Raw genomic sequence first — 17,219 nt, 5'->3', positions numbered from 1 at the left:
AGGAATAAAACCATGGCAATTACAGCATCAATGGTAAAAGAATTAAGAGAAATGACCGGCGCAGGTATGATGGACTGCAAAAAAGCTCTTACAGAGACAAACGGTGATATGGACGCAGCTGTTGAGTTCTTAAGAAAGAACGGACAGGCAAAAGCTGAGAAAAAAGCTGGACGTATCGCAGCAGAAGGTCTTGTACGTGTCGCTATGGATGGTGACAACACAGCAGCAATCGTAGAGGTTAACTCTGAGACAGATTTCGTTGCTAAAAACGAGACATTCCAGCAGTATGTAGAGGCTGTTGCAGCTCAGGCTGTTGCTTCTGATGCAGCTGATATGGATGCATTTTTAGCAGAGACATGGAATGCAGATTCTTCCAAAACTGTAAAAGATGCTCTTGTAGAGAAAATCGCAGTTATCGGTGAGAACCTGAATATTCGTAGATTCCAGAAAGAGACACAGGAGAACGGATGTATCGTATCTTATATCCACGGTGGCGGACGTATCGGTGTTCTTGTAAAAGCTGAGACAGCAGTTGTTAATGACGCTGTAAAAGAGGCTCTTACAAACGTAGCAATGCAGGTTGCAGCTCTTGCTCCGAAATATGTATCTTCTGACGATGTAAGCGAAGAGTACAAAGAGCATGAGAAATCTATCCTTCTTGCTCAGGCTAAAAATGAGAACCCGGACAAACCGGACAATATCATTGAGAAAATGATCATCGGACGTCTGAACAAAGAGCTGAAAGAAGTATGCCTGCTTGAGCAGCCATATGTAAAAGCTGAGGATGGAAAACAGACTGTTGCTAAATACTTACAGCAGGTTTCCAAAGAAGTTGGCGCTGACATCAAGATCACAGGTTTCGTACGTTTCGAGACAGGTGAAGGTCTTGAGAAGAAAAACGAGGACTTCGCAGCTGAGGTAGCAGCACAGATGAACGCATAAGTACGTCGGCAAAGTCCGATGGAGGAACCACTGCAAGACCTTGAATTTACTGCATTTTAGGCGTGGTTTCGGAATAAGATGTAAGGTTGCGTACTTGTCATAAAGTATCATAATTTATTGTAGATTATCAGAGGTTTTTGTGTCAGGTTTGCGTAAGGAATTGCGTCAATTGAAAAGACGACTTCCTTCAGCGAATTTTACGCATTTTTATGACTATAAAGCAATCTCATGAATAAAGAGTGTGAATGAACATTGATTTGTTTTTCACACTCTTTTTTTGTGTGAAAATAGGTAAGTTGACGCAAAATACAAAGTGACGTATATATAGCACTAAGGAATCAGAGAAATCTGATCCGATAAAAATGAACGAAAGATGCCATATTGCTACAATCCAGAAAAATTTGAAAAATTAATTTCTTGTAAATAACGAAGTAACCTATTGACAAGACACAACCCAAATTAGGTAGAATAGATTCAAAGATAAGGATTGATAAATTTTCTTGGTAAAAATACAGGGAAATGAATCAGTCCTTTTTTTTGTTGGATTTTTTCGGGAAGAGGGCAAAAAAGCAGAGGTGAAGGAGGTAAAACATGAGAAAAAAAGAAATCAAATGTCCTTATTGTGGCAGTAAAGCAAAATTAGTTCATTTTTATGATATCTATGGGAAGGACGCAACTCATCCGGAAAGGTATGCGTGGGCATGCGCAAGATTTCCACAGTGCGATTCTTATGTAAGCACAATCAAAGGTAGCACGAAACCAGCGGGGACACTTGCCGATGCACAACTACGACATGAGCGGATTGAAGCTCACAGGGTTATCAAAAAAGTGGTGGAGAGCGGTATGGATCAGCATAGCGTCTATCGTTACCTGGAAGACCGGATGGGTCTGCAGAGAGACCAGTTACACATTGCAAGCTTAGGGATTTATTATTGCCGACTGGTACAACAGATTCTGAAATCTTTGTTAGAAAGGAGATGCGGAACATGTTAGGTAAGAATGCAGAAAAAGAATTATTGGCAAACATGGAAGAAATCCGATATATGACCAGAAGTATTGTTCGTAAAAGTGCAATATTTGCGAAATATATGGATATAGAAGATTTTTATCAGGAGGCGTATATTGAATACTTACAGTCTGTAGATTCGTATGATCACACAAAAGGAAAAAGTCTCCATAATTACGCTTATAGCAGAATCAGGCATCGTTTGATGAGTATTTTTCGGAAAAACCGGAATATATACCAGGAATATGGAAGCAATAAATTAGAGGAACAGTTGTCATGTAGACAGGATGTAGAAAGTGAATTACGTGCAGCGGAGTTTGCGGTGGACTATCTGGAAGTAGAAAAGGAGATGATGAAGGTATATATGGATGCTCCAAAAACGATACAGTATGGAATCCTTGCAATCTGTAATGAGGTGCGAGGGATTTCAAAAGCAGAAACAGCGAAAGAACTTGGCATAACTACCAGCTATATTACAGTAAGTATGCGGCGTGCAGCAGACAAACTGAAGTTACCGGTGATGTTTGCCTGGTATGGTTATCATAATCTCAAATGACTAGAAATGATTTTATGATTTAGTATGAAAAGGAGTAAAAATGGCGAATCCGTATAGAAAAGTAATGTACCGATTAAAAGAAAAATGGTCTATTCGGGAAATCGCGGAATTATATGTTGACCGGAATTTCAGTATGGATTTGGTCTCACATATTACGGGAATCCCGTTAGCACCATTGAGCCATATCTTATGGGATTATCATCTGCCAGAAGTGAAAAGCAAATATTATACAGAAAACTTTTTAGGCGAGATTTCCAAACTTACAAAACAAATGCATGCAGAATTTTTCCGGGAAGAGCGGATCTTTACACGACAGTATGAGAATGACAGACGAAAGATGGAGACAGATTTTTTAGCGGAGATTTCGTAACAAAAGAATCATAACTCTATTCGTTTCGTAAGGAAGGAAGGGAGAAAAATGGCAGGGAATAAAAAAGTGAACTCTATTTTTCAACATAAGAGAGAAATACGTGACTATGCACTATGGGCATTGCAGGTGCCGGATATTAGTCCGAAAGAAGATACCTATCTTTTGGTTTCGGAAGCCCAGGCGGGAAATGTAGATGCCAGAAATATTTTATACCTGGCTTATATGAAGTATGTATTCTACATTGTTTCGCATTATTACAGTTTCAAGGATTATATGGAAGGGGAAATTGAAGATTGCGTGCAGGAAGGAATGCTTGGATTGTATGAGGCAATCATGCGATTCGATGTCACCAAAAATGCGAGTTTTACGACTTACTTAACCATCTGGGTGAGAAAATATGTTTCCAGATATCTATCGGAAGATGGAACGATCAAACGATCTTCCAGGATCGTGAAAAAAACCCAACAGTTGCAGAGTGCCTGCATGGACTATGAGCTGCTTCATGGAAGGCGACCTACGATCGCGGAACTTGCGGAAATAATCGGGGAAAGCGAAAATGTAACCAGAAATCTGCTGGAAGCATTGCAAAGAGCAAGAATCAAATCTCTGGATCATCCACGAAATGACGATGAAAAGTGGACAGAACAGTTAAAATACGATTATGATCTGGAATCCGAAGTGTGTCAGGAAGTGATGGATCGTGAATTTGAAAATATGGTCATTGAGGTGCTTCAGAATGAGACCGACCGGCAGATCATCGATTATGTTTTTGAGTATGCTGACAATGACATGACACGCTCGGAGATCGCGGAAAGCGTAGGAGTATCCAAGCAGTATATCTGCAAGCGAATCATCGCAATCAAAGAGCTTTTGAGAAAAAAACATATCATCTAACGGAATGAAACATCCTCCGGCATTTTGCCAGGGGATGTTTTAAGTTTCCGAAAAAGAAGAACTGACGTATTTCTATTAATAGAGGTCATCTATTCTGTATATACAGAACGTCTAAAAAATAGCGAGAACTATTTCTTATCATGTGGAGCGTTGTCTGCGCTCGGAATCCAATTACAATCGGGAGCAATCCTGTTTATTTGATAAATGAAACTAACATAGAGAAAGGAGGGTATGCCATGGATTATGCGGTTTTTCAGGACTGTGTCAAGAGTATGGATCTGCGGCAGCGTTTCCAGAAATTGCAGGATGAGATTTATATCCTGAACAAAAACCGGGAGCTTGTTCCAAATCTTGAATGGGATCAAAGGTACGCCAGAGCATATGCACAGTTATGGCAGCAGATCCAGCAGCGGATTAAGGTCATACAAAAACGGATGCTTTCCGAATATCACCTGCCTAAGTTGAAAGATGAGCAGAAATATCAGTGGTTTATGAGGCAATTTTTAAGCCTGACCACACAGGAAGAGGAGAAAATCTGCCAGATGATCTACCGGAAGGAACATTTTAGACGGATCGAACTGGAATTTTTTTTATGGAGAGAGACCATCGACCGTCTGGTAGGAGAATATAACGTGCAGAAGGCAGAGGAAGGATTAGAACATGAAAGCATTACAAACACATGCACAGATGCTGGAGCCAAGCCTGGGCTTTTTTGAAAATGAATGGTCTGTATTGCTGCAGTTTTTACTGGGACAGGGATATAAACTTTCGATACGGGTTAATGGATTTTTTGTGATCCGTCCGGGAGAAGATGCCTGTTTTTCACGCTGTCTGAATCTTTTGGAGATTGTGAATGAAGCGTTGGCATGTAATGCCCGGTGTCAGCAGTCATCCTGTCAGAAGTTTTATGCGAAGCAGGGGGATCGGAAGGCTGTATGGAAGCAGATCCATAGTGGCATTGAGCGGGAACGGATGTTCCTGAAATTGCAGTGGCATCTGTCGAAGCAGGAGGGAGTGCTGGCTAAACAATGGAAACGGATGTGTTAAAAATGGAAAGCTTCTGGCAGAAACATAAAAAATATGCAGCAGAAGTGTATGAAATCGGAACCAACGTAACCGGAAAACAGCATGGATATGGAAAATACCGGCAGGGAAAAGCCGAACTGATCTGTGAACTGTTTGAGATACCGATGGAGCCGTTTTTACAATTTTCAATGGAAAGGGGAAAAGAAGATGGTTGATATTCTAAAAGGAATGGATGTGTCATTGTGCGTATTCATGGCAGGGATCGTGGCATTTGTTATCGCGGCGATCCTGTATCTGTTTTTGTGGGAAACCTGGTCGAAAGCCTATGAGGAAGATCTGGAAGAGGAAACCATAGAGTATTACATGATCTATACGGTTTGGAGTAAACCGGAATCCTATGGGAGCAGGGTGATCCTGGCAACCGCAGATGAAGCGGAAGCAAGATTCCGGTTCCATCTGATCCGGACGGTGTCGGAAATATATTTTTCCGGTGCGGCGATCGCGGAACATAGAGACGGAATCCGTATCTCCAAAGGAGATGCAAAACTGTATTATGTGATGAAAACGGTGCAGGTAGAAAATCTATAAAAAATGAGAAAGAGAGGACAGAAAAAATGGAACAGTTACAAATTGTAGCGAAGATCACCCCAGGTGCAATCCAGACCAATTTCGAAGAGACGAAACAATGGCTTGCTCAAAAACTGCAGAAGTATAATCTGAGCAATTATACTGGTGATGACGTCATAAAACAGATGAAAGAGGGGCGAGCTACGTTAAACAAACTGAGTGATGCACTCAAAGAGAGAAAACGGGTGGTCAAGGAACAGTTCCTGGAACCATATACTGCATTTGAGATGGCGGCAGATGAGCTGCTGGCAATGATCAAGGAGTCCTGCGATACGCTGGATGGAAAAATCAAGGAATATGTGCTTATCGAAAAGCAGGAGCGCGAGAAAGAAATCACAAAATATTACCGGGAGGCAGTGGCAGAAGCAGGGATTACCTATGATCTGTGGACACAGATCTATGACGAGAAATGGCTGAATAAAAGTTGCAGCAAAAAAACTTGGAAGATGGCAATCACAGAAGCAATCCAGTCTTACCAGAAAAACATAATGCTCTTAGGGCAGCTTGCGGGTGAAGATGATTTTGAGGCGGCACGAAAGCTGTATGAAGTGGACTTAAACTTGCAGGATGCGATAACCTTTATAACCAAGAAAAAGGCAGAAGCGGAAGCACTTGAGCGGGAGCGGATACGCATTGCTGCAGAAGAAGCAGCAAAAGCACAGGCACGCGTGGAAGCAGAAACCCGGCAGGTAATGCAACAGGCAGAATCTTATGCCAGAGAGCGGGAAGCGGCTGTACGGAAAGAAGAACAGGAAGCGGCACAGAAGCAGATGCAGCAAAAGCAACAGGAGCTGGAGCAACAGACTTATCTTCGTATGCAGAAGCAGATGCAAAGGCAGACACAGACCATGCCGGTACAAAGAGCCGGGATGAGTTACCAGACCGGTATTCCGACAGGTGAAAGCACAATGTCAGGAGGGCGGGCAGCCGCCACATCCGGACAGGGAATGTCGCGACCGGCATATGGTATCCGGCAGGGGATGCAACGGCAGCAACCGGTACAGCGGGGAAATGCACCGATCCAACGGTCAGTGCAGCAACCCATTTTGCAGACACAGGCGGCAGAACTGTGTACGTTTACGGTACATAGGGTACACCAGGAAGAAGTCTGCCAGTTTTTGACACAACGTGGTATCGGGTATCACATTCACTAAGATGCAGAAAGGACATGATTTCATGAGTTTTAATATCAGCGAGGTTGCAGACTACCTTGGAATTGAGAAATTACAGGATACAGGTGGGGATTCCATTCCCATCTGCTGTCCGTACTGCGGCGACCGGCGAGGAAAAAATACAATATGTATCAGAAAGGATGGAAAGGAAAAAAATGTATTCCAGTGTTTTTCCTGCGGCAGGCATGGAAATATGCTGGATTTGTATCTGGATCAGAAAGCCGGATATGTCGGAGTCGATCGCTATAAACGTGCATATGCAGATCTGAGGGATGCGCTTGGAAAAGGGTACAGGGATCACACCCCAAAAAAGCGGATGGAAGAAACAGACAGAAAAACAGAAAAGACCAAAGCTCCGGTGAACGTGTTAGACCATACCTACCGGAGCTTGTTACGTCATCTGACGTTGCAGACGATAGACCGATTGGACCTGCAACGCCGGATGCTTACTGATGCAGAGATAGAGGCGGGATTGTTTCGGTCTGTGCCATCTGATCCGGTGGGCATCTGCTGGATTTTAAAGCGGGAAGGATGTACGCTGGAAAACGTACCAGGTTTTTATAAAAATGCAGCAGGTAACTGGCAGTTAAATGTATGGGCAGAAGGCTACTTTTGCCCGGTGCTGCAGGATGGATATGTGGTCGGGATGCAGATCCGGCTGCGTAACCCGAAAAAGCAGAAGTATATCTGGTTATCCAGTTCCGGCAAAAGGGCAGGAATTTCGTCCGGAGCCCCGGTCTGCTTTTATGGCAATCCGGATGCAGAGTCTGTCATCATCACAGAGGGTATTTTAAAAGCATATGTAACGTACTGTCTGCTTTCGGATATCGGTGTCAGTGTGATCGGAGTGCCGGGGGTGAATGTCCTTGGCGGATTGAAGGAGCTTCTAAAGCAGCATCATCATAAGATTGCCTATGAAGCCTACGACATGGACAAGTATATGCCGGTAGCCTGCATGCGGGACTATGAAGCCAAGAAGTGTGCTGCCTGCATACAGTCAGGCGGGCGTGAAGCCTACTGCCCGGATGGAAGTTGCAGATATAAGGAACGAAAAAGGCAGATGATCCAGGAAGCACAGGATTCCCTGCAAAAAGTGATCACCAAGGCAGGTCTGATCGGCAGATCCTATCACTGGGACAGAGATCCGGTCAGCGGTCTGTGGCTTGGAAACAAAAAAGGGATTGACGATTACTGCAGTATGCGGCGAGGAGGAATGAGTCATGCAGGAGCTGGCTATCCGGGCAGTGCCCGTGCAGGTGCGCTGTGAGTTTGATGATTACCAGGTGGTGGTCTATGAGACGGAATCCGGGGAAGAACTGACGGCCGTTGGTTCCCTGCTGTGTACGGAAGGGGAATGTGTCCTGCATGGGACATATTCCCAACATAAGAAATATGGAAAGCAGTTTCAGGTTACATTTTGCGAAGAAGTATTACCGACGACACCAGAAGGCATGAAACGGTATCTGGTGAGCAGTGGGATTGCTGAAATAGGAAGTGCAACGGCAGACCGCATCGTGGATACATTTGGGGCAGAAACATTCCAAGCCATGCGTGATCCCATCCGGTTAGCTGCGGTACAGGGAATCTCGGAGACGAAAGCGGAAAAGATCGTTGTCTCTTTTAAAAAATGCCAGGAGTTACATGAATATGTGCAGTTTTTGGCAGACTATCGGATTCCAAGCGGAAAAACACAAGAAGTCTATCAAAAATTTTCCGGGATACCGGATGCGCTTTCGGTGTTACAAAGCCGTCCATATCTGCTCTGTATGTGTGAAGGGATCACCTTTGCCATGATTGATGCAGCGCAAAAACAAAGAGTTGGATTTGATCCGGTCCATGGTGACCGGATCTGTTTTGCTCTGTCCGCTGTCATGCAACAGAATGAACAAAACGGACATGTATTTATGCAGAAGGAAGACTTGTTTGAAAAGGCAGTGAATATCCTGCGGATACCGGGGTGTGACCAGTCAGTGTTTTTCCCATACCTGCAAGCAGGACTTGTGTATCTGGTAAAAAACCAGACACTGATCTATGACTGCGGTGTGCTCTACCGGAAACCGATGTACCTGGCAGAAAGTGAGTCAGCAGAAAAACTGCTGAGCCTTTTATGGGACGGACAAAAGCAAAAAGTATCGCAAGATAAGATCAATGCAGCGTTAGTGGAAGCAGAAAAACGGCAAGGACTGGTACTCTCAAAGGAGCAGCAAAACGCCGTTTCGTATGCGCTGACAGAAACAGTGAGCATCATTACTGGCGGACCGGGAACCGGAAAGACAAGTCTGTTGCAAGTCCTGATCTGTGCAGAAGAAATGCTGCATCCGGAAGGGAAACTCACCTTGTGTGCACCTACCGGGCGTGCTGCCCGAAAAATGGCGGAGAGTACCGGAAAAGTTGCAGTCACGATGCACCACTTGCTTGAAATCCGTCAGGAGGAGCAGGAACGTGAGGAAGAAGAGGAATTAAAACTAAGTACAGACCTTGTGATCGTTGATGAGTGCTCCATGGTGAGTATGCAGTTACTGTATGCATTGCTGAAGGCATTGGATAAGGGGACGCGGCTGGTGTTGATCGGGGATTGTGACCAGCTTCCCAGTGTACAGGCAGGAAATGTGTTTGCTGACCTGATCGGAAGCCAGGTGTTTCCGGTTACTTATCTAACAAAAACCTTCCGGCAGAAACAGGGGAGTGCGATCCTTACTAATGCAAGCTGCGTCAACCGAGGACGGGGCAGGTTTTTATGGAACACAGACTGTATGCTCTGCCAGACCTGGCAGGAAGAGGATACACTGGACGGTCTGCTTCAGGTGATCCGTGCTCTGCAAAAACAGGGGATTTCCTCAAAAGCCATGCAGGTGCTCACACCGTTTCGAAGTAAAACAAAGCTTGGGTGTATCCAGCTAAACCGGGTGTTGCAGGAGCTTATGAACCCGAAAACGGCAGGAACGGTTGAACTTCTGGTTGGAAGCCGGTGTTTCCGCAAGGGGGATAAAGTGATGCACTTGGAAAATGAAGAGGATGTGAGTAACGGTGATGTTGGTTATATTACAGAGATCAACCAGACGGAACGGAAACTGACGGTCTTGTATGAGACGAGTGTGGAACGTACTTACACGTCAGAAGAATTTTCCATGCTGGAGTTAGCGTATGCATTGACAGTGCATAAAGCTCAGGGCAGCGAATACGATTGCGTGATCCTGCCATTCACCAAGATCTTTGGCCGCATGCGGCAGAAGAACCTTCTGTATACTGCCATGACGCGTGCCAGGAAAAAGCTGGTGATTGTTGGGAATGAAGAAACGCTATGGTATGCTTCCGGAAACCGTATGGAGCGTAGGAACTCCTATCTGGGATTTCGGCTCATGGATGGGAACCGGATGCGGAAAGTAGCGCATAATAAAAGGAAAAGTAGACCTAAAACTGTCATATAGGGAAAGCGAAGCTGCCGCTCCATGAATTTTTGTTCGTGGTAGCGGCAGTTTCCCTGAAAGAACAGGGACGAAACAAAGCTGAGAGAGTGAATCTAAAGTGCAGATTCTTGTATGGATAAAACCATTGTATAATTACTGGTTAGTATCCTCGTTGGAATCTGTCGAATCATCTATCGCAAGATCAGTAGAATCAGAATCTGTGTGGTTGTTCATCCTGACAATGGCAAGAATGCCTGCAATGAACATAATAGTAATACACTGTGCGTTGTCCAAGTTCTGTATATTTGTTGATAATTTCCTAAAAAAGTCTTTCATAGTAATAATCTCATTTAGCTTTTATAAGGATCAGTCCCTCTCTTTCTTTGTTTATGACTGTATTGTAATCATCCGGAATAAAAAAATAAATGTATGACTCAGTGAAATAAGAGGGCTATTTCTGCCAAAATAGTGAAATAGCAATGGAAATGTTTCTATCAAACATATGAAGTATAGGGAATCCGTTATATGGATGGAAACTGGTTGCGAATATGGGCAAAACAGCTTATGATAAAGAATAATATAAACGGAAGTTTGCACAGTTCAGAATACATACTGTGTTAAATAATTTAGAACAAGAAAGGTAGGCGTATGGGTATGAAAATCCGGCAGATTGGAGTTTTATCTGTAAAAATTTTTACACAGGATGATGTTTTGGCACAAAACAGATTGCTTAGCAAAAGTGATCGAGAAATGGATACCAGAGCTGTTGCAGCAGTTAAGTCAGCAATCTATAAGGCAAAAATCTGCAAAAAGCCCATTGCAAAATATGATCCGGTGTTGAAAACGGTATATATAGAATATGCAGATGGAAGGAGATGTTATGTTGAGTAAAAAAGAAAATCTGGCAGTACGTGCTATGCAGTTACTGCAGAAACAGATGAAGCATGAGGCAGAAGAAACAGGACTTGTTTCCGAAGAACGTATTATGGATGTCGTTAAGGAAGTTCGTTCAGAAAGAGAGAATATAATCAGAAAATGGAGATGGATGATGCCAAAAGCATATTGGAAACGTTAAAGAACTATTGGAGAGAGATGGCGAAGAATCAGTAAACTAAAATCTTTTTTGAGAAGGAGCTTTTATGGAGTTAAATGTTAATTCCCCTGCATATTTTGCAGATCATTATGGTATAGATGATGAAGTATATAAATACTGTCAGCAGTTACATGATTTTTTTAAACCCAGGGAATACAGTGAGAGTATGAACATTATCGGAATTACACCTGTTATTGCACCAAAAGAAATATACGATCAGGGAATGTGGAAAGAGAAAGTCCAGGTAGTGGGATTAGGATCCTGTGCGATGATCGATATTAGAATGGATTTTGACAATTATTATAATGCCGATAGTAGTGGGAAAATAGAATTGATTCAGCAAATGATAATCAGAGCTGTGAGAAAAATTAAATCGAAAGGAAAATTTGACTGGGAAAAATTCAGAGATGATTTATTGAGTTATCAAGGTTAATTATAATGCGGATGGGGGAAAGGCATGATTATTAATATGGCATCTACATCAGCTCATGATGAGAATGAAGTTCAATTAGAGGTTGTTGCTGAAAAGGGTGAAATAATTAAAATCGGTGATATTATTACAATTCCGATGAATGACCACACTTTTGAGCAGCGTGAGATTACAGATATGTATAGAGACTGGAAAAAGTGGAAAAGAGGTAAAGACCTATTTTGTGAAATAAGAGAGGGCGAATGGGCAAACTGTATCATCCATAATATTTTTTCCGGAGATATCCATACGATACATTCGCCTTATGAGGAAGAACTGTTCGACAAAGATTGGGTAAGTGGCTAATATTAAATCAAGTAATTGTAAAGGAGACATCATCATGGGATTATTCGATAAGTTAAAAGGGAAAAAAGAAACCGCAGATTGGAGCAATGCATATATCGCAACACCGAACTTCTATGGAAAACCAGATGGTACACCGTTTGGTGCTATTGCATTGACAGAGGGGACGGAAACGGTTTTACCCAAATCTCCGCGGAAAAAATATCTAGTAGACGGTAAGGTTGTATCCGAATGGAAATTAGTGCTTGTCAGTACCACAAAAGATACGATTATCGGAGATGCAGATTATTTTATGGCATTAAAGAATATTGAAAAATATGCTCTTGATTCAAAGGAAGATAGTATTTTAGTAAAAGGTCTTTCGTTAAGTGAATTGGAAAGTTTGGCGGGATTATAAAATGAATGAACTTATTCAGGAAATTATGTCAAACATAAACAAGAAAGGCATCCAAAGGGACTGTAAAAAGATATTGAAGAAATGCAGCATGAAGTCTGCAAAAGATACCGGTTTTATTACGGAATTAGCCGTCTGGTTATATATTTATGGATACACACAGGAAGCAATCTCTGTTTGTGATTTATTTTCAAATGAAAAATTTGATGGCAATTATACTCTTTGGAGTAACATAGATCATGCCTATTGTTTAAAAGCGCGAATACTCAGAGAAATGGGAAAGGTGAAAGAAAGCCAGGAGATTATTAAGTTTGTCAATAAATATAGGCATCCGGAGTTATACATAAATGGTGTAGAATGGTTTACAAAAACAATAGATGTGAATATTCAAAGTAATCTTGATGCAAACAGTAAAGCAAGGGCAAGAAGTTGGAGATTATTAAAACTGGAAGAGGCAATAGCACATAGAGAAGCGGAAAATATCCAATATCATCGGATATTTTGGATAAAACCATTGATGAGTTAAAAGAAATATTATCTGCTGAGAAATAAAAGGACGAGATAGATATGAGACTGTTGGATAAAGTTAAGAAAAAGGGATTTGAATCTGAAAATGTAAAACCAGAGAATAGTGAAGAAATTATAGTAGATAAATTTCCCTTTGCAGATGCACCGAATACTGCTTGTTTTACCTGCCGTCATGTGCTAGAGGAACACAAGCCAATCTTATATGTTTCTCATGATGAAGATGGATATTGGCAGTTCCTATGTGGTGGAAGTCATAAGGAAGAGGATGCGAGAGTAGCTTCTTTAGCATCGATTTTAAATATTGATGAAACAATGAGAGATTTGGTAGGATTAGATTACGGTGAATGTGCACAAGCAGAAGATGTTACAAGTGATTGGACTGTAAATAAAGAATGAGTTATTAAGTCGTGGTTTTTCAATGAATGAATTGAATAATATGTAAAGTAAGTAAGCCAGAAGAAAAACGGATTTTTAGAGGAGGTATGGATTTATGACGAAAGAGCAGATAATTGCTGGATTGCAAAATGCAGCAAAACCATATGAAGAATATTATATAGAAGATGATCTGATAGATGCTATCAACCAATATCCAGAACCTTTTGAATTAGTGGAGCCGATTTTAGAAATCATAGGTACAAATCCACTGGTCGATTTTGGAATGCCGGGGGATCTGCTTCATTTTGTAGAGCAATTTTATAAATATGGATATGAAGAATTACTGATTTCGTCGGTAAGAAAAAATCCAACTCCACATAATATCTGGATGGTGCACCGTTGCTATAATGATACGGAAAATCCAAAGCGTGAAATGTTTGCTGAACTTATGCGCGATTTGAAAAATGATAGTTCTGTTTCTGCGGAGATCAAAAACAGTATTGATGAATTTGATTGGGAATAAAGTAAATTACATAAAGTCATAACATATGGAAAAATCCATACCGAAAGGGTATTCACAAAGATGTGGGTACTTTTTTTTAGTTTCCGAAAAAATGGAATCGGCGTATATAAGAAGCATAAGTTATCACATTCTTTTTACAAGAATCTTCACAGATAGGCAGCGGCCTACGTCACAAGAGCAGGAAGTTCTACCTGCAGTAATCAACAAGGCAAAATAAAAGAGAAAGGAGAGCATGACATGTTATTTATTTCTGCGCTGGAACTGGTGCGGATGTGTCAGAAACATGGCATTTTAATTGGAACAGATTGCGTCATACATTTCTGCGATGAGCAGGGAACCTGGCATGAGATGACACATGCCGAGATGGCTATGGAACTGATGCAGAATGCAGAGGAGACCCGAAAATTATTACGGGAGTTATCAAAGGCAGGAACTACATTTTATTTAAAGGGATAAATTGCCTATTGCAAAGGTGCTGCCATGTGATAACAAAAAATGGAAAGGACAAAAGAAAAATGAAAGAATTGACACTTGAAGAAGTAAAAATCTATGTACTGGAGCATTTTTGTGAATATCTTCCAGTATGCTATCAAAAGAGTGCGCTGAGAGTGGAATCGGTGGTAAAGAATAATCAGAGATTAACGGGAATCAGTTTGGCGGGGGTAAAAATTTCTCCTGCCATTTATCTGGAACATATTTATGAAGAATATCTGGAGCATAAATCTTCTTTATGCCAGATTTTAAGCAAAAAAGCGAAACTGTTTTATGAACGCATGAAAAATGGGGAGGAGATCATGGCATTGTTAAAAAAGGTAAAAACAATGTCGAAAGAGGAAATCGGGAAACATCTGTTTCTTACCCTCGTACAGACCAAAAATAACCATGCGCTTTTGGAACATCGCATTCATCGGAAATTTCTGGATTTATCCGTATTATGTAATTACGAATTTACAGTTGGAAAAGAGCTGTTAAGTATCGGATTAAGCAAAATGCTGTTGGATCAGATTCAGTTATCGGAAGAGGAAGCGTTCAATCTGGCATATAAAAATTCCTGTGCAAGAGGAATACTTCGACAGGATGCAACATTCTACTCACTGGTAAAACTGGAAATGCGGTTGAATCCTGAACTGGAAATGCCTGATGTACATCTGGCATATTCACTCGATGGGGAGTATGGTGCAAATATCATGCTGAATAAGCAGTTTTTAAAAATGGCATCTGATCGTTTGGGTGGAGATTATTATGTAATACCAGCAAGTATTTATGAGCTTATCTTAATATCCGGAAAGATTGATCGTAGTGAGGAAGAAAGAACAGCTTTAAATAAAATGATAGGAGAGGCAAATAAAGTGGCAAAGATGGAGAAATTCATACTGTCAGACCATGCATACTTTTATAATTCCAAAACACACAAGTTGGAATGTGTCTACGAAGAGGAGTAATACCATATGATGAAAACAGTGATTTTATATCTGGCAAGTGCCATTGGTCTTATGCGGATGTTCCAGAAAGCAGGATATTTTGACAAAAAACTGGCATTTGTGCCGATTTTGAATGAATATCTTGCGTTCCGGCTGGCAGGTGTACAAAAAGAATTTCTTTTATACCTGGTCAGCAGTCTGGTATCCTGGCTGTTGCATTTTAATCGGTCATTGATTCTGGCTGCAGCAGGAGCTGGCATTTTTGCGTTGATCCTCCGGATTTACACATCGTATGAACTGGCCAAACATTATGGGACAGGAAAACTGATGGCGGCAGGCATTGTATGTTTTCCAGCACTTTCGTATCTGATTCTTGGATACGGAAAACATGTTTATCAAAAATAGCAGAATGGAGGAACAGGAAAATGAAAAATGAAGCAAAAGAAAACATCGAATATAAGGCTCAGATTAGAAAAGTGTGCCCAATGTGTGAGCGGGAAGTAATCCTGCGTCTGACAAACCAGCAGACGATGGAGCTAGAAGAGTATCAGCGCTATGGAGGACTGATTCAGGACCGTATGCCGTCCCAGGATAGATTCGGGCGCGAATTTATCAAAACCGGCTACTGCCCGGAATGCCAGGAAATGCTTTTCCACACTGAGTGTGAAGATTCTGTCTCATATATCATAAATGGAGTTGTTAAATAAGCAAAAGACGTGGAAAGAACAGGTAGCAATATCTGTTCTTTCTTTTATTAATGGGAGAACAAGATGAAAGCAGAGAAAACAGACAGAAAAGAGCAGGTGCAGGAACTGACGAAAAAGCTGGAGGATGGGATCACTGCATTGTTTGAGAGTGACCGTTATCTGGAGTATTTGACCATTATGGCAAGGTTCCACCATTACAGTTACCGGAATACACTACTGATCTTATTGCAATGTCCGGATGCAACACTGGTTGCCGGATTTCATGCATGGAAGCAGAAGTTTGGGCGTCATGTGAAAAAAGGTGAGACCGGGATCTGTATCCTGGCACCAATGGCGTACAAATACAAGAAGGAAAGTAAGAAACAGGATCAGGAAGTAGTGATTCTGGAACCGGAATCAGAAGATACAAAGCATACAAAAAAAGCGGAGCAGTCAGAGGAACTGGAAGAAAAATCAGAACAGAGGATCGTAGGCTTTCGTGTTGTCCGGGTATTTGATGTTACTCAGACGGAAGGAAAGGAGTTGCCACAGTTAGGGGTAGACGAACTGACGGGAGCGGTAACCGATTATGAAGTTCTCATACAGGCACTGCTTATGGTATCCCCAATGCCGGTCTCTTTTATCGAGATTGAGAGCGGAGCGAAAGGATACTGCAATGTGACCAAACGTGTTATCGCGATCCAGAAGGATATGAGCCAGTTGCAGACGGTCAAAACAATGATCCATGAGATCGCACATGCCATGCTGCATGCTGATAACGATAAGGTTGAAAGAAAAGATGCAGGTACCAGAGAAGTAGAGGCAGAAAGTATTGCTTATGTGGTATGTCAGTATCTGGGACTGGATACTTCCGATTATTCCTTTGCATATCTGATAGGCTGGAGCAGTGGTCGGCAGATGCCGGAACTGCGGGCATCCCTGCATACGATCCAGACAACAGCGGCAGATCTGATCGATCGGATAGAGGAGCAGATCAGTCAGACGAATGCCCGCAAAAGAAAGGCGGAATCGGAAGACTCCGGTCAGGAGATATCCGGTGTTGCGGGTGACTATTTTGAAATCTATCAGTTGAAAGAAAATATGGAAAATCGGCAGTTTTATTTTATGGATCTGTCATTCTGGCAGAGCAGAGGTGTGTCTGTGGAGCATACGAGGTATGACGTAACCTATACGGCACCATTGGATGAAAAAACTACACTGGATGATATTTACTGCCGGTTCAACATAGACCGACCTTCTGATTTCTTCGGGCATTCCTTATCCGTCAGTGATGTTGTTGTACTGCACCGGAAGGGGAAAACGGATAGTTATTTTGTAGATAACATAGGATTTCAACCAGTAACAGATTTTTTCAAGAAAGAGCCAAAGGATGTAGCAGTGTAATAGAAAGAGAAGGAGAAAAAGTA

The 17,219-nt window shown here is 41.9% G+C and carries 26 protein-coding genes; 25 read left to right on the top strand and 1 reads right to left on the bottom strand.

The genetic code is table 11. The features are described from left to right. Positions 1-12: 12 nt before the first annotated feature. The 12 genes from tsf (at position 13) to recD2 (ending at position 10,021) form a co-directional block, all read left to right on the top strand. Positions 13-942, top strand: coding sequence for a translation elongation factor Ts (gene tsf, locus DXB15_RS13770; RefSeq protein WP_109215842.1), 930 nt, complete (start codon positions 13-15; stop codon positions 940-942). A 591-nt stretch (positions 943-1,533) separates the two neighbouring features. Next, complete coding sequence (locus DXB15_RS13765; protein ID WP_118703276.1) at positions 1,534-1,935, top strand: zinc-finger-containing protein; 402 nt, start codon at positions 1,534-1,536, stop codon at positions 1,933-1,935. Beyond that, positions 1,929-2,504 carry a sigma-70 family RNA polymerase sigma factor gene (locus DXB15_RS13760; RefSeq protein ID WP_021738777.1) on the top strand — a complete coding sequence of 192 codons (576 nt, stop codon included), beginning with the start codon at positions 1,929-1,931 and terminating at the stop codon, positions 2,502-2,504. The genes DXB15_RS13765 and DXB15_RS13760 overlap by 7 nt, the downstream gene beginning before the upstream one ends. A gap of 40 nt (positions 2,505-2,544) precedes the next feature. After that, positions 2,545-2,874 (top strand): hypothetical protein, encoded by a 330-nt coding sequence (locus DXB15_RS13755; RefSeq protein WP_021738778.1) that lies wholly within the window; start codon positions 2,545-2,547, stop codon positions 2,872-2,874. Positions 2,875-2,922: 48 nt separating this feature from the next. Further along, complete coding sequence (locus DXB15_RS13750) at positions 2,923-3,768, top strand: sigma-70 family RNA polymerase sigma factor (protein ID WP_118703275.1); 846 nt, start codon at positions 2,923-2,925, stop codon at positions 3,766-3,768. Positions 3,769-4,004: 236 nt separating this feature from the next. Then, positions 4,005-4,484, top strand: coding sequence for a hypothetical protein (locus DXB15_RS13745; RefSeq protein WP_118703274.1), 480 nt, complete (start codon positions 4,005-4,007; stop codon positions 4,482-4,484). Continuing rightward, positions 4,429-4,815: a hypothetical protein gene (locus DXB15_RS13740; protein ID WP_118703273.1), complete on the top strand. Its 387-nt coding sequence runs from the start codon at positions 4,429-4,431 to the stop codon at positions 4,813-4,815. The genes DXB15_RS13745 and DXB15_RS13740 overlap by 56 nt, the downstream gene beginning before the upstream one ends. Then, positions 4,797-5,009 (top strand): hypothetical protein, encoded by a 213-nt coding sequence (locus tag DXB15_RS13735; RefSeq protein ID WP_118703272.1) that lies wholly within the window; start codon positions 4,797-4,799, stop codon positions 5,007-5,009. Before DXB15_RS13740 ends, DXB15_RS13735 begins: the two co-directional genes overlap by 19 nt. Then, positions 5,002-5,382, top strand: a complete 381-nt coding sequence (locus tag DXB15_RS13730) for a hypothetical protein (RefSeq protein WP_021738783.1) — start codon at positions 5,002-5,004, stop codon at positions 5,380-5,382. The genes DXB15_RS13735 and DXB15_RS13730 overlap by 8 nt, the downstream gene beginning before the upstream one ends. A gap of 26 nt (positions 5,383-5,408) precedes the next feature. Next, positions 5,409-6,575, top strand: coding sequence for a DUF1351 domain-containing protein (locus DXB15_RS13725; protein ID WP_118703271.1), 1,167 nt, complete (start codon positions 5,409-5,411; stop codon positions 6,573-6,575). 22 nt (positions 6,576-6,597) lie between these two features. Beyond that, positions 6,598-7,860: a hypothetical protein gene (locus tag DXB15_RS13720; protein WP_118703270.1), complete on the top strand. Its 1,263-nt coding sequence runs from the start codon at positions 6,598-6,600 to the stop codon at positions 7,858-7,860. Continuing rightward, positions 7,814-10,021 carry an SF1B family DNA helicase RecD2 gene (recD2, locus tag DXB15_RS13715; protein ID WP_118703269.1) on the top strand — a complete coding sequence of 736 codons (2,208 nt, stop codon included), beginning with the start codon at positions 7,814-7,816 and terminating at the stop codon, positions 10,019-10,021. Before DXB15_RS13720 ends, recD2 begins: the two co-directional genes overlap by 47 nt. 132 nt (positions 10,022-10,153) lie before the next feature. On the opposite strand, the gene DXB15_RS13710 is transcribed toward recD2, so the two are convergent. Further along, the gene (locus DXB15_RS13710) at positions 10,154-10,336 is read right to left on the bottom strand and encodes a hypothetical protein (protein WP_118703268.1); all 183 of its coding nucleotides are present in this window, start codon (positions 10,334-10,336) and stop codon (positions 10,154-10,156) included. Between the two features lie 312 nt (positions 10,337-10,648). Between DXB15_RS13710 and DXB15_RS13705 the strand changes: the two genes are divergently transcribed. The 13 genes from DXB15_RS13705 to DXB15_RS13645 all read left to right on the top strand — a co-directional run bounded on the left by DXB15_RS13705 (position 10,649) and on the right by DXB15_RS13645 (position 17,196). Further along, a complete protein-coding gene (locus DXB15_RS13705; protein WP_118703267.1) occupies positions 10,649-10,891 on the top strand; it encodes a hypothetical protein in 243 nt (80 codons plus the stop codon). Next, positions 10,881-11,075 carry a hypothetical protein gene (locus DXB15_RS13700; protein WP_118703266.1) on the top strand — a complete coding sequence of 65 codons (195 nt, stop codon included), beginning with the start codon at positions 10,881-10,883 and terminating at the stop codon, positions 11,073-11,075. The genes DXB15_RS13705 and DXB15_RS13700 overlap by 11 nt, the downstream gene beginning before the upstream one ends. Positions 11,076-11,139: 64 nt before the next feature. Further along, complete coding sequence (locus tag DXB15_RS13695) at positions 11,140-11,526, top strand: hypothetical protein (protein WP_118703265.1); 387 nt, start codon at positions 11,140-11,142, stop codon at positions 11,524-11,526. A gap of 24 nt (positions 11,527-11,550) precedes the next feature. After that, on the top strand, positions 11,551-11,868 hold the full coding sequence (locus DXB15_RS13690; RefSeq protein WP_118703264.1) for a hypothetical protein: 318 nt from the start codon (positions 11,551-11,553) through the stop codon (positions 11,866-11,868). Positions 11,869-11,902: 34 nt separating this feature from the next. After that, positions 11,903-12,262: a DUF4299 family protein gene (locus DXB15_RS13685; protein WP_118703263.1), complete on the top strand. Its 360-nt coding sequence runs from the start codon at positions 11,903-11,905 to the stop codon at positions 12,260-12,262. 1 nt (position 12,263) lies between these two features. Continuing rightward, positions 12,264-12,785: a DUF6707 family protein gene (locus DXB15_RS13680; protein WP_118703262.1), complete on the top strand. Its 522-nt coding sequence runs from the start codon at positions 12,264-12,266 to the stop codon at positions 12,783-12,785. 41 nt (positions 12,786-12,826) lie between these two features. Then, entirely contained in the window at positions 12,827-13,183 is a 357-nt protein-coding gene (locus DXB15_RS13675) for a hypothetical protein (protein ID WP_199670987.1), read from the top strand. 94 nt (positions 13,184-13,277) lie between these two features. Next, on the top strand, positions 13,278-13,685 hold the full coding sequence (locus DXB15_RS13670; protein ID WP_118703261.1) for a hypothetical protein: 408 nt from the start codon (positions 13,278-13,280) through the stop codon (positions 13,683-13,685). 237 nt (positions 13,686-13,922) lie between these two features. Further along, positions 13,923-14,141: a hypothetical protein gene (locus tag DXB15_RS13665; protein ID WP_118703260.1), complete on the top strand. Its 219-nt coding sequence runs from the start codon at positions 13,923-13,925 to the stop codon at positions 14,139-14,141. A 59-nt stretch (positions 14,142-14,200) separates the two neighbouring features. Next, positions 14,201-15,127: a DUF5688 family protein gene (locus DXB15_RS13660; RefSeq protein ID WP_118703259.1), complete on the top strand. Its 927-nt coding sequence runs from the start codon at positions 14,201-14,203 to the stop codon at positions 15,125-15,127. 6 nt (positions 15,128-15,133) lie between these two features. Then, positions 15,134-15,511: a DUF5684 domain-containing protein gene (locus tag DXB15_RS13655; protein WP_109215858.1), complete on the top strand. Its 378-nt coding sequence runs from the start codon at positions 15,134-15,136 to the stop codon at positions 15,509-15,511. A gap of 20 nt (positions 15,512-15,531) precedes the next feature. Further along, positions 15,532-15,813 carry a hypothetical protein gene (locus tag DXB15_RS13650; RefSeq protein ID WP_118703258.1) on the top strand — a complete coding sequence of 94 codons (282 nt, stop codon included), beginning with the start codon at positions 15,532-15,534 and terminating at the stop codon, positions 15,811-15,813. A 63-nt stretch (positions 15,814-15,876) separates the two neighbouring features. Continuing rightward, on the top strand, positions 15,877-17,196 hold the full coding sequence (locus DXB15_RS13645; protein WP_118703257.1) for a YodL domain-containing protein: 1,320 nt from the start codon (positions 15,877-15,879) through the stop codon (positions 17,194-17,196). Positions 17,197-17,219: the final 23 nt, after the last annotated feature.

The sequence above is a fragment of the Roseburia sp. OM02-15 genome (assembly GCF_003481835.1).
Lineage (GTDB): Bacteria > Bacillota > Clostridia > Lachnospirales > Lachnospiraceae > Eubacterium_I > Eubacterium_I ramulus_A.
The sequence above is the reverse complement of the archived record's forward strand: the minus strand, read 5'-3'. Positions and strand labels throughout refer to the sequence as shown.